Origin of the sequence: Shewanella sp. 10N.286.52.C2, from assembly GCF_002874545.1 — a bacterium.
Classification (GTDB): domain Bacteria; phylum Pseudomonadota; class Gammaproteobacteria; order Enterobacterales; family Shewanellaceae; genus Shewanella.
In genome coordinates this window covers 1-13,130 of sequence record NZ_MCTV01000020.1, presented here as the reverse complement: position 1 = coordinate 13,130, position 13,130 = coordinate 1, and the positions used below count along the sequence as shown (strand labels likewise).

The 13,130-nt window shown below is 42.9% G+C and carries 10 protein-coding genes; 7 read left to right on the top strand and 3 right to left on the bottom strand.

Features of this window, described 5'->3' with window-relative positions; genetic code table 11:
* Nucleotides 1–82: 82 nt before the first annotated feature.
* Nucleotides 83–2,428 carry a Tex family protein gene (locus tag BCU94_RS08605; protein WP_102476147.1) on the bottom strand — a complete coding sequence of 782 codons (2,346 nt, stop codon included), beginning with the start codon at nt 2,426–2,428 and terminating at the stop codon, nt 83–85.
* Between the two features lie 243 nt (nt 2,429–2,671).
* A complete protein-coding gene (locus BCU94_RS08600) occupies nt 2,672–3,610 on the bottom strand; it encodes a helix-turn-helix transcriptional regulator (protein WP_102476146.1) in 939 nt (312 codons plus the stop codon).
* A 284-nt stretch (nt 3,611–3,894) separates the two neighbouring features.
* On the opposite strand from BCU94_RS08600, the gene BCU94_RS08595 reads away from it, so the two are divergent.
* Genes BCU94_RS08595 through BCU94_RS08570 form a run of 6 tightly spaced genes read left to right on the top strand, consistent with a single transcriptional unit; the run spans nt 3,895 to nt 11,174 of the window.
* The gene (locus BCU94_RS08595; RefSeq protein ID WP_277869095.1) at nt 3,895–4,755 is read left to right on the top strand and encodes a DmsE family decaheme c-type cytochrome; all 861 of its coding nucleotides are present in this window, start codon (nt 3,895–3,897) and stop codon (nt 4,753–4,755) included.
* A 15-nt stretch (nt 4,756–4,770) separates the two neighbouring features.
* Nucleotides 4,771–6,762 (top strand): MtrB/PioB family decaheme-associated outer membrane protein, encoded by a 1,992-nt coding sequence (locus BCU94_RS08590; RefSeq protein WP_102476145.1) that lies wholly within the window; start codon nt 4,771–4,773, stop codon nt 6,760–6,762.
* A gap of 44 nt (nt 6,763–6,806) precedes the next feature.
* Nucleotides 6,807–9,320 carry a DMSO/selenate family reductase complex A subunit gene (locus tag BCU94_RS08585; protein ID WP_102476144.1) on the top strand — a complete coding sequence of 838 codons (2,514 nt, stop codon included), beginning with the start codon at nt 6,807–6,809 and terminating at the stop codon, nt 9,318–9,320.
* An 11-nt stretch (nt 9,321–9,331) separates the two neighbouring features.
* Entirely contained in the window at nt 9,332–10,000 is a 669-nt protein-coding gene (locus tag BCU94_RS08580) for a DMSO/selenate family reductase complex B subunit (RefSeq protein ID WP_102476156.1), read from the top strand.
* Between the two features lie 46 nt (nt 10,001–10,046).
* Entirely contained in the window at nt 10,047–10,709 is a 663-nt protein-coding gene (locus tag BCU94_RS08575; protein WP_102439422.1) for a molecular chaperone TorD family protein, read from the top strand.
* A 12-nt stretch (nt 10,710–10,721) separates the two neighbouring features.
* Nucleotides 10,722–11,174 (top strand): hypothetical protein, encoded by a 453-nt coding sequence (locus BCU94_RS08570; RefSeq protein ID WP_102439421.1) that lies wholly within the window; start codon nt 10,722–10,724, stop codon nt 11,172–11,174.
* A gap of 125 nt (nt 11,175–11,299) precedes the next feature.
* Here BCU94_RS08570 and BCU94_RS08565 read toward each other — a convergent pair whose 3' ends face one another.
* Complete coding sequence (locus tag BCU94_RS08565) at nt 11,300–12,241, bottom strand: helix-turn-helix transcriptional regulator (RefSeq protein WP_102476143.1); 942 nt, start codon at nt 12,239–12,241, stop codon at nt 11,300–11,302.
* Between the two features lie 185 nt (nt 12,242–12,426).
* Here BCU94_RS08565 and BCU94_RS08560 point away from each other — a divergent pair.
* Nucleotides 12,427–13,130: DmsE family decaheme c-type cytochrome (locus BCU94_RS08560; protein WP_102476142.1), on the top strand; the 704-nt coding region annotated here is incomplete at its 3' end.

Genomic DNA, 13,130 nt, shown 5'->3' with positions numbered 1-13,130 from the left:
AAAAAGGCCTTAACAGTCACGAGTATTCTCACGATGTTAAGGCCTTTTTTGGTTTAACCCTAAGCCAAACACATTAGCGGTGTTACTTTTTCAGCTTAGCAAAGGCGTCAGCAAAGGCATTACCCATAGCGGCATTAGCTGGGGCCTTTTGCGGTTTATGGGCTGACTTTTGCCCTGATTTATTCCCGCTAGCTTTATGTGTAGGCTTGCTGTTGGCTGATTTAGATTGATTAGCGGTTTTCGCTGTGGGTAGTGCTTCATCAAGGCGCATACTTAATGCGATACGGCGACGCTCTACATCCACTTCCATCACTTTAACTTTAACCACATCACCCGCTTTAACTATGGTGTGAGGATCGCTAACAAACTTGTCAGTGAGTGACGAAATATGCACTAAACCATCTTGATGTACGCCTACATCGACAAAAGCGCCAAAGTTAGTCACATTGGTGACCACGCCTTCTAGGATCATCTCTAGCTTCAGGTCTTTAAGCTCTTCAACACCTTCTTTAAAGCTGGCGGTTTTGAACTCACCACGAGGGTCACGCCCAGGCTTGTCTAGCTCTTTCAAGATATCGCTGATGGTGGGTAAACCAAATTCATCAGTAACAAACTCGGCAGCATTTAGCTGGGATAACAATTCGCTATTACCCATTAAGCTGGCCACAGTTTGCTGCTTGGCACTGGCAATGGCTTCAACCAATTTGTAGGCTTCAGGGTGAACAGATGAACCATCTAATGGATTTTTAGCATCGCTAATACGTAAGAAACCGGCTGCTTGCTCAAAGGCCTTTGGCCCTAAACGCGCCACTTTAAGCAATTGTTTACGGCTTTCAAATTTACCGTTTTCATCGCGGTAGTTAACCACGTTTTTAGCTAAGGTTTTATTTAAACCGGCCACCTGCGCCAATAATGGTGCTGATGCCATATTTAAATCAACGCCCACGCCATTTACACAATCTTCTACGACCGCTTCAAGCGAGCTTGATAGTTGGCTTTGGCTCACATCATGTTGATATTGGCCTACGCCAATGGATTTTGGCTCAATTTTAACGAGTTCAGCTAATGGATCTTGTAGTCGACGGGCAATCGATACTGCGCCGCGGATCGATACATCTAAGTTAGGGAACTCCTCAGAAGCCAGCTCTGATGCTGAGTACACTGATGCGCCCGCTTCACTGACCATCACCTTGGTCAAGCTTGGATGCGTCTCTTTCATAAAGCTCATCACTTCAGCGGCTAATTTATCCGTTTCACGTGAGGCGGTACCATTGCCAATGGCGATGATCTCCACTTTATGCATTTTTATCAGGTTCGCTAAAGTGCGGATTGACTTGTCCCACACGTTTTGCGGCGCATGAGGGAAGATAGTGGTATGGGCCACAAACTTACCGGTGTTATCGACAATCGCCACTTTAACGCCGGTGCGCAGCCCAGGATCTAAGCCCATGGTTGCTTTAGCGCCAGCAGGCGCTGCCATTAATAAATCACCTAAATTACGGGCAAACACATTAATGGCTTCAGCTTCAGCGCGCTCACGCATTTGGCTAATAAACTCGGTTTCCATTTGCAGCGCAATCTTGATGCGCCAAGTGGCGGTAACCACAGTTTTAAGCCACTGATCGACACTCGAGTCTGAAAACTTTAGTTTGAAATGATCGGCAATAATCACCACGCAATAACTGCTTTGCGCCACTTCAGCTTTAGGGTCTGCATTCATCGATAAATTGAGCGCACCTTCATTGCGGCCGCGCAGCATGGCCAGGGCCCGATGGGAAGGCACTTTAGTAATGGCTTCAGTATGCTCAAAGTAATCGCGAAATTTTGCGCCTTCTTTTTCTTTACCTTTAACTAGGCGGCTTTCAAGCACTGCCTGTTGGCTTAAATGCTTACGCACTTTTTGCAGTAAATCTGCATCTTCAGCAAAACGTTCCATTAAGATAAAACGCGCGCCGTCTAAAACCGCTTTCGCATCGCCAAAGCCGGCGTCGGCATTGATAAATTCAGCCGCTTTTGCTTCAAGATTAATACTACGATTAGCCAGTAAAAAGTCAGCTAAAGGCAACAAACCAGCTTCAATAGCAATTTGACCTTTAGTGCGGCGTTTCGGTTTAAAAGGAAGGTATAAATCTTCTAGGCGGGTTTTGCTGTCAGCGGCATTAATGGCTTGCTGCAATGCTGGGGTTAATTTGCCTTGGGTATCAATGCTAGAAAGAATAACTTGTCTGCGCTCGGCTAATTCACGTAAATAGCTTAAGCGACTATTTAGGGTTCGCAGTTGCGCATCATCTAAACCACCAGTGGCTTCTTTACGGTAGCGGGCAACAAAAGGAACGGTAGAACCATCATCGAGTAAGTTAATCGTCGCTGAGACTTGTTGCTCACGAACATTCAGTTCTTGAGCGATTATTTGAGCAATACTTGGCATAAAAGGTCTATTTGGCTTTGAATAACAAATGAGGTCAAAGATAGCATAATCAACCGCAAACGTTTATGAACAATCGATGATTTTGTGCTATTTATCTAAGCTAACTTTAGCCGTTAGCAAAGCCACACACAGTTAAATAACCGCTAAATCAGCCGCTAAAACTGCGAAATTTAATCAATAATATTACTTATGATTAATTTAATTAATAACCATTCTCATTAAACTTATTATATTAAATGTTGGTTACAGATTGTTGCAAATATTATTGCGCACATATTGAGTTGGCGTGCAGCCTGTTGATTTAGAAAAATATCGGCTAAAACTTGGTAGATCTTTAAAGCCACTTTCATATGCTGACTTTTTTATATTACCTTTATTATTTTTCAAAATAGTTATAATAGAATTCATTCTGGTATTTTGAATCATGTCTTTTACACAGCAGTTTTCAGTTCTAAGTTCACGCTGTAAACCCCTTTCTGAAACCCCAATTGAATTGGCAAGATTAGGTAAACTTAATGCTGACGGTGGCATGCTATTAGCGGCAGCTTTTACCCGTTCGCTACTGGGCAGTATTAGCTTATTGTCTGTCAATATCGGGCCAACATCTCGTTCATCTTTTGCCACTATCACTGACATCGACTGACAGTTAAAGGTCACATTATCAAACAAGTCTACATAAACACCATAGAATGACCGCTCAAAAGGTAACTCTATGATTAAATTTAACTTACCTTTGAATGAATGACGTAAAATATGTGTAATACAGCTATAAATAAACAAGTCGTCATACTTAGATGCAATGGCCTGAGGAGCGCGTTTAGCCACTAAAGCTAAACTGTGCTGCGTTTCAATATTGCACCAATTGAGATCTGATACTTGATTATAAAATTGGGTAAATGCCAGCAGCTTTTGTGCATCACTTACCTCTGCTGACAAGTCGATATCTGTAAACTTGATGATCCGCTGAATAAAATACTGCATTAAATCAATAAAGAAATACTTATTGTCACAATTATATTCTATATAACGTAATAAGTTAGTAATGGTATTAAAACCAATCAAATCTGTATCTGCAAGATATTTAAAGTGGTTATATTCATCAGGTAATGGGAAATTAATTAACTCGCAATATTCACACACAATCTTGGTGTGAACAGCTGGCCGGCACTTATATTTTATCATCTAAAAACATCTAAATAATATCCACATTTATTGGGCGGTTATTTTATTTGTTTTTGCTACTCAAGATGCTGACGCGGATCACATATGTCGTTTTCTGATAATTCAATTGTATCGATTAGATTTCTACACATCCCTAGAATACCCCCTCTTAATTAGTACACTTTTTAACGTTTGATTTAATAAGGTCAGGTAACTTGATGAACTGGTATCGTAAATTCATAACCTATATCAGCATAACGCTCTGTTTATGCTCATTTAGTGCTATCTCTGCGCCATGGGATGACATGCCAGCAGACCAATTAGAGCAACAATTAGTTGAAAAGTTCGCTGCTGGTAAGTATTCCCCTAAAGGGGCAGACAACTGCTTAATGTGTCACCGCAAAAATGACAAAGTCATGGATATCTTCAAAGGCGCCCATGGCAACTTAACTAATAGTGACTCGCCAATGGCGGGGCTGCAGTGCGAAGCTTGTCATGGCCCTCAAGGTAACCATAACCGTGGCGGCAAAGAGCCAATGATCCAATTTGGCCAAGACAGCAAGTTATCAACCCAAGCACAAAATACCGTTTGTCAGGGCTGTCATAACGATCCAAAACAAATGGCATGGCATAACAGCACCCATAATCTTGAAGAAGTTGCCTGTGCTGATTGCCATAACATCCACGCAGCTAAAGATCCTGCCCTAGACAAACTAACCGTTAACGACACCTGCACTAGTTGTCATAGCCAAGAAAAAGCTGACATGAATAAGCGCTCATCTCATCCACTAAAATGGGATCAAATGACCTGTGTTGACTGTCATTCTCCCCATGGTTCTATGACTGAAAGCGCGTTAAATAAACCTTCTATTAATGACACTTGTTATAGCTGTCATGCAGAAATGCGCGGCCCAGTGTTATGGGAACATGCTCCAGTGACTGAAAACTGCGTCACTTGTCATAACCCACACGGCAGCGTTAACGAATCTATGCTCAACAACCGTGCTCCGCAGCTTTGTCAGCAATGCCATGCCGATGATGGCCATGCCAGCCGCGTAGTACCACAACCAGGAATGGATGCCTTTGGCGGCGGCAAAAGTTGTTTAAATTGCCACAGCCAAATTCATGGTTCTAACCACCCTGCTGGCAGCTTGCTGCAACGCTAAATGAGGACAACAACAATGAATTTTAAACTTAATTTTATTACCGCCTCATTAGTGATTGCCTCAGCCCCCGCTATGGCGGCTGACTTTGCGGTAGGTAAAGCCAATACCGCTAATGTTGATCAGCAAAAATATCAATGTCAGCGCTGTGAAGCTAACACTGGCTATAACGGCAGTATCAGTGTTGCCGCGGGTTACATTAGCAGTGATGATGTTCATGCTGCTAATGCCTTTGGTACTGATCAAGACGGCTTTGTTACTGCCGTTAGCGGTGATGTGAACTACCAAGGCGATAGCGGCTATCAGGCGAGCATTCAAGCTAACCAACTGGGGTTTGAAAACAGCTCTGCTAATGTCAGCGTTGGCAAAGCTGGATTATTCTCAGTTGATGCCGATTACCAATTACTGACCACCTATCAGTCAGGTGATGCTCAAAGTCAGCTTTATTATGACGATGGCATGATGGTGCCAAGTGACGAGCCATACACCTTTGAGCTATCACAGCAACGTGAAAAAATGGGCTTTGGTGCCAAAGTTAAGCAAGATTTTTATCAAGGCTACCTGCGTTATGAAACCGAAGATAAAAGCGGTTACAAGAGCAGTAGCATTGTTACCCCAAGCCCGGTAAATATTGGTTTAGTTGTCGACTCAACCACTGATTCATTTACCGCAGGCGCCGCCCTTACTGGCGACAACTGGTTAACTGAGCTGAGCTACTTTGGTAGCCAGTACAAAAATAATGTTAACGATCTGAGCTTACCGTATTCATACGACTTGTATGCTGCAACCCCAGACAATGAAGCCCATCAAGTATCACTGTCGGGCCAATATCAATTAAATCGCACTGTGATGTCAGGGCGCTTTATTGTTGGCCGCATGATTCAAGATGATGACCTCATTCAAGTGGCTGGTAATCCAATCCAAAACTGGGATGGCGAAATCGACACCACTGATGCGAGCTTCAATATCACCTCAATGTTGAGCAACCGTTTACGTCTGGGTGCCAGTTATGACTACAGCAACCGTGAAAACAACAGCTCGGTATTTGAATTCCAGCAATACGACTTTAATAGCTTAAGTGGCAGCTTCAAAGAAAACGTCGCCACTGATGTCGAACGCTCAAGCTATAAAGTGAATGCCAGTTATCGCATCAGCAGTGGTTATCGCCTTCAAGCAGGTTACGATCGCAAAGATGTTGAACGTACTTACAGCGACCGCGAACAAACTAACGAAGACAACCTATGGGCCAAGTTCAGTATTCGCGCCATTGATAAGGTCAATATTAATGTTAAAGCCAGCCACAGCAATCGCGGCGGCTCTGAGTATTTAACCAATGAGCTAACGTCATCTGAAGATAACAGCCTAATGCGTAAGTACTATCTTGCAGATAGAACCCGTAACGATATCGAGTTGCGCGTTAATCACAGCCCACTTGATTGGTTAAGCATCGACTTCACTGGACGCTACGCCATAGATGACTATGACGATACCGTTATCGGCTTAACGGAATCAGAAGATTACGGTTACGACGTCAATGTAAACCTACAACTTAGCAAGCAATTATCAGCTTATGGTTTTGCCGGACAACAGTGGATTAATTCAGCTCAAGCGGGCAGCCAAAGTTATAGCGACCCTGATTGGTACGCCGATATTGAAGACAAATTTATCAATATGGGCGCCGGCGTGAGCTACGGCGGATTAATGCAGGATCAACTGACTTTAGGGGCTGATTACCTATTCAGTAACTCAAGCAGTGATACCTACGTTACCAGTGATGGCACCACGCCATACGGTGATTATTATTCTTATAACCATAGCGCCAGCTTATATGCCAACTACGCCTTAAGTGACGACATGGCCTTAAAGCTGACGTACCGCTACGAACGCTATTACGACACCGATGATGCTCAAATATCGCCAAATGAAGTCCCTGGAATGGTGACGCTAGGCGAGCTTAATCACAATTATAACGCCCATCAGATCATGCTGAATTTCAGCTATCTGCTGTAGTCGTTACCAACGCGCTGAAAAAATTTTAGTAAGAGGATTTAATAATGGAACGCAGAAGTTTCTTGAAAATGAGTGCGGCTTTAGGTTGCGCTGCAACAGTAACCGGCTGTAACACCAGCTCAAAAGATGCCGAGCCACTACCACCAGAAGTACCTGTTGATGAGACCTTAACTTGGTCAGCATGCTTAGTAAACTGTGGTTCAAACTGCCCAGTAAAAGTATTTAGTCAAGACGGCATCATTACTCGCGTTGAAGCGGATCATGAAGTAGAAGATGAATACGGCCTACATCAAATCCGCGCCTGTGCCCGTGGTCGTTCATTACGTCAACGTACCTATGCAACTGACCGCTTAAAAACCCCAATGAAGCGTATTGGCGAGCGTGGTGAAGGCAAATTTATACCTATTACTTGGGAAGAAGCAGCATCAACTATTGCTACCCAGCTAAACAAAACCATTGCTGAGCATGGTAACAAGTCTATCTTTAGAAGTTACGGTTCAGGTGCTTATTACGGTTTTGCATCAAACGCCTGCTTTAACCGTCTATTCAACTTAGTTGGCGGCTGCTTAAGCTACTACGGTAACTACTCTTGGGCGCAGCAAATTGAAGCGGCTAAGCATACCTTTGGTACTAGCAGCACTGCTGGTTCTTCTACAGTAACCTTAGATCAAAGTGACTTCTTATTAGGTTTTGCTTATAACCCAAGTGAAATTCGTCAATCAGGTTCTGGTGAAGGTTATGATTACCTTAACGCACTGCAACGTAACAACGGCCTAAAAGTAACCTTAATTGACCCGCGTTATACCGACTCAATGTTAGGTAAAGAAAGCACTTGGTTGCCGATCCGTCCAGGAACAGATGCCGCGCTTGCTGAAGCAATGGCATACATCATGATCAGCTCAGGTTGGGTTGAGCGCAATAGTATCGACTTCATTAATAACCATACTGTTGGTTATGATGCAGCGTCGATTCTTGCTCAAAAGCTAGCGTTTGAAACCAGCGGCGATGCCACTAAAATTGAATATGCCCAGCATATGAACTCTGAAGATAACTACTATGATTACATCATGGCGCAGGGTATCTACAGCGATCGCGCCCCGCGCACTCCAGAATGGGCCCAATCTATTACTGGTATTCCAGCAGCTAAAATAAAACAGCTTGCTGACGATTTAATGGCAGCCCAAAAACCCTACATAGTTGCAGGCGCTGGCGTTAACCGTCAGGCAAATGGTGAGCAATCAGTCCGCGCCATTTATATGCTTAGCGTATTAGCTGGTAAGTTAGGTGTTGAGGGCTCATCAAACGGTGAGCTACCAAACATGACAAGCGCATACCGTGCAGGGATCCCAACTGGCGCTAACCCAGTTAAAGAACAGATTTCATTCTTCTGCTGGTCTGAAGCGATTCACAATGGTGAAACCATGACGGCTCGTACTCATGGTGTTACCGGTACTGACGGTTTAGATACCCCACTTGGAAACAACATCAAAGTGATCATCTCTGCATCTGACAGTTCACTACTGAACCAACACGCAGACATTAATGGTACGGCTGAAATCTTAAAAGATGAAAGCGGCGTTGAATTAATTGTCTCTTGTGACTGTTGGATGACGCCTGGTGCTAAATTTGCCGACATCATCATTCCTGATACCTCTTGGTTAGAATCAAATGACTTAGTTAATGACTCATATGCATCTGGTTCGCTTGACTATATTACTGCAATGAAAGCAGCTGTAGAGCCAATTTGGGACTGTAAGTCAATGTACCAAGTATCAGCAATGATTGCTGATGCTATGGGTGTTGGCGCCGAATTTACCGAAGGCAAAACTGAAGATGATTGGTTAGAAGAGCTTTATCAGCAAACGAAAGCAAATGCCGGTAACGCAGATATCAAACCAGCCTTCCCAGCAACGTACAAAGAAGCACAGGACATCGGTTTATTCCGTAACAACACTCATAATCGTCACGTGGCACTAGAAAGCTTCGTCAATGGCGGCGAAGCACTATCAACGCCATCAGGCAAAATTGAAATCTATTCAGCTGAACTTGCTTGGCGCGCAGCGAACTGGGAACAAGACAAGTACAAAGGCGACATCATCACACCACTACCACAGTACACAGTGACTTGGGACGGTTACGAAGATGAAGACACTAAAGAAGATTACCCACTGCAATTAGCGGGTTATCACACTAAAGGTCGTACTCACTCAAGCTATCACAACGTACCTTGGTTACGTGAAGCGGTAGAAGATGCGGTATGGATTAATGCCATTGATGCCCAAGAATACGGTGTGGCTTCTGGTGACAAAATCGAAATGTATAACGAACGCGGCTCAATTGAAGTGGTAGTACGTATCACTCCACGTGTTGCTCCTGGCATTGTGGCTTTAGGTCAAGGCGCTTGGTTCTCTCCCGATCCAAATGGTCGTACAGGTTCAACTGGTAAAGTGATTGATATTGGCGGCGCGATTAACTCGCTGACTAAATATGCACCAAGCCCAGTTGCAAAAGGCAACCCACAGCACACAAACCGTGTTCAAATTCGTAAAGCTATTTAATGGAGGCTACCATGACCGAATCAACTCAATACAGTTTCTACCTTGATACGACTAAATGTACAGGTTGTAAAGCCTGCCATATTTCTTGTAAAGACCGTCAAAGTGGCATTATTCGCGAAGGCGATAAGCCAACAGAAGGCGGTGTACCTGCATTAAATGGCGTTAATTGGCGTCGTGTTTATGAATACGGCGGTGGCAGCTGGAATGTAGACCCAAGCACAGGCTCTTTTGAGCAAAATGTGTTTAGCTACTATGTGTCAATTGGCTGTAACCATTGCAGTGAGCCTGTTTGTGTTAAGGCGTGTCCTACGGGTGCGATGCATAAACGTCGTGAAGACGGCTTAGTCCATGTGGCAACTGACTTATGCATTGGCTGCAGTAGCTGCGCCAGAGCTTGTCCATATGATGCACCGCAATTAGACCAAGAACGTAAAGTGATGACCAAGTGTGATGGCTGTTACGACCGACTAGCAGAAGGCCGTAAGCCTATGTGTGTTGACTCTTGTCCAATGCGCGCAATGGACTTTGATACCGTTGAAAACATTAAAGCTAAATATGGTAATGGTGATGCCCATATCGCACCCCTACCACCAGAAGGTATTACTTCACCTAATTTAATAATAAAAGCGAATAGAAATGGCGGCCAACAAGGTGACATTCTCAATTTTGCAGAAGTATAACTAAATAATGGCGCCCTTCGGGGCGCCTTTTAACAGGAATGAAATAATGACAGACGCGACTACTCATGATGCTTACTTAGAGCTACAAGCTATTGCACGTTTACTGCATAACGTTTTATTGGACTATCCAACCGAGGATTCAATCCAGTATTTTGTCAGCAATCAATTAAACCTGACTTGGCCTGCACTACAAGACTCTGAGGCCAATAAGCAAGGTAAGTCATTATTAGGCCAATTCTTCTCACAATGGCACCCAGAACAAATCAACGACATTAAGCTTGATTACGGCCAGCTCTATTTTGGTCCCGGTGAGCCTAATGCTATGCCTTGGGGCTCAACTTACCTAGGCGAGCAACAAATCCTCAATGACGACTCGACCATTAGCCTAATGAACTTTTACAAGCAATTAGGCATTAGCTTCGAGTTGAAATTTAACCAACCCGTAGACCATATCGCTTTGTTCTATGCGGTTATCGATCAATTACTGCAGCAATTAATTGATGAGCCAGACAATAAGCCAGCTAAAGAAGCGCTTATGGTGTTATTGCAACAACACATGTTGCCATGGTCAGGTCGCTGTCACGAACTCGCTATAAAACATGCTGAAACCGATTTCTATAAGGGTATCGCCCTACTAGCAAGCGATTTTGAAAACGTATTAGCTAAGACATTAAATATCATCCCAATGCCAATGCGTTTATTTCGCTAGTAGGAAAAGCTTATGAGTGTCATTCGATCCGTCGCCCAGCAGTGGAACAAAGCAGACTTTGCCCAGCAATTACAATTGTACTTTGCCCAAGATAAGGCCATTGGTGAGTTATTTGTCGGCGCAACGCCTTGCTCGACAGTGTGCAGCCTCATAGCCGCGATGATCGAATTACCGCCCAAGCCTAAAAATGAACATTACAGCATGGATATGGAGCAGGTTTTTGATACCTTGTTTCAGTGCTTTTTATTGATGTTTATTAAGGAGCTGGAACATAAACTGCTGACACAACCTGAGCAGTTAATTATGTCGTTGGCAGTGCATTATGCACAAACCATTAGAGATGATGCGCAATACGCCAACTCAAACCTACAAGACAACAGCCAACGAGTGTTAACCGCCATGGCGCGTTTAGAATCTGAGCGCAAGCAACAGCGTAAACAGCAATATAATATGGGTAAATGTTAACTGCGATAGTAGTTGAAACGATAGTAGTTGAAGTGATACTAGTTGAAGTGATTAGGACTGTAGCAAATGCGGCTCCACTGGTGAATCACTAACGGATTCACCAGTAACTCATCGCCGCTAAGGTATTATTTAGTAAGCAAGAATTCACTTGGGGAAATGCCCATAGTTTGATTAAAGATTTTAGTTAATCTGCCCTGATCGGTAAAACCACAATCACACGCGGTCAGCTTAATATTGCCATTATTCATTTCTAATAATCTGCGCGCTTTTTTATATTTAACATTATTAATTAATGTCTTAAGTGATATTCCCATTTCTTCAACCACTTTTGTTAATGAACGTGGTGAAATACCTAATATAAATGCCAAAGAAGAAATATTAAGCTTATTAATTGGGATCATATTACTTGCCGCTATAAGCAAATCATAATCAGTAATTCTTTTACTTAGAAACATCGGATTATAAACTTTACTATCACACAACTTAGAAACAGAAAACACAAACTTACCCACATTTGTATCATTCGTGCCGAATTTTGTATCAACAGGAAAATCTAAATACTTTAAATACTCTTCACTCTTTAAACTGAACTCTGCTGTTATCGTTCCTGTGGCAGAAATATTTGGCTGACTCATCATTTTAATTAAAAAACTATAAAGTAATAAGTCATTAAATTTCCCATATAAAGCAGACTTAGAGACTAAACTAACTGTCTCATTCGTTTCCACTAAACTCCAATTGTGATTAATTCTCATCCCATGAATATTTTCATAGAAATCAACCAGCTGAGAAGCCATATCGGCATCATTTCTCGGGGGTACCATTCGATAAAATGCTTGCAGCCAAGTGTCTGTGCATACTTTCATTAGTTCGCTAAAAAACTCTGCGTTATTTGTTTGTTGCTCAATACATTCCAGCATTTTAATGGGAGCACTGCTACTGATTAAATCATCATCAGACAAACTTCTTATTACATCAAACTCTTCTGGCAATATAACATTATTATCTTGGCAATAATTTAAGATTGCTTTAGCTGTTAAAGCTGGTCTTACTAAAAATTTAATCATAGACACCTCCTGTGAATACTATAAAACAACCATTATTTTTTGCCTTTACATTTAAATTGTTTGTGACCGAGTTCAAACAATGTTTTTTTTAGAAAACGATAAAAGGCGAAATATACACAGGTAAAAAGTAAAATATATTTAGTTACTGGTATGTGTAGATTGGTTAAAATTATTAAGGTGCCACGATGAAACATAGTAAATGTTATTCCAGATTATTGACCTTGTTGTTATTTGGTGGCAGCGTTTTAACAGCTAATGCCACCCCATGGGATGACCTCAGTTCAACACAATTAGAACAACAGTTAGTTGAGAAGTTCGCTGAAGGCAACTACTCCCCTAAAGGCGCCGACAACTGCCTAACCTGTCACCGTAAAAATGAAACCGTCATGGACATATTTGATGGCGTGCACGGTAACATTGCCAGCAGCGACTCACCTATGGCAGGCCTACAGTGCGAAGCTTGTCATGGCCCTCAAGGTAACCATAACCGTGGCGGTAAAGAGCCGATGATTGCTTTTGGTAAAGACAGCAAATTGTCTGCCCCAACCCAAAACACCGTTTGCCAAGGCTGTCATAACGACCCTGAGCAAATGGCATGGCATACCAGCACCCATAATCTTGAAGAAATTGCCTGTGCCGATTGTCACACCATTCACGCAGCCACAGATCCTGCATTAGATAAACTGTCGGTTAATGACACTTGTACTTCATGTCACACCCAAGAAAAAGCCGACATGAACAAGCGCTCATCACACCCAATGAAATGGGACCAAATGACCTGTATTGATTGTCATGCTCCCCACGGTTCAATGAGTGAAAACGCCTTAGTTAAACCAACCGTTAATGACACCTGTTATAGCTGTCACGCTGAAAAACGTGGTCCCTTCCT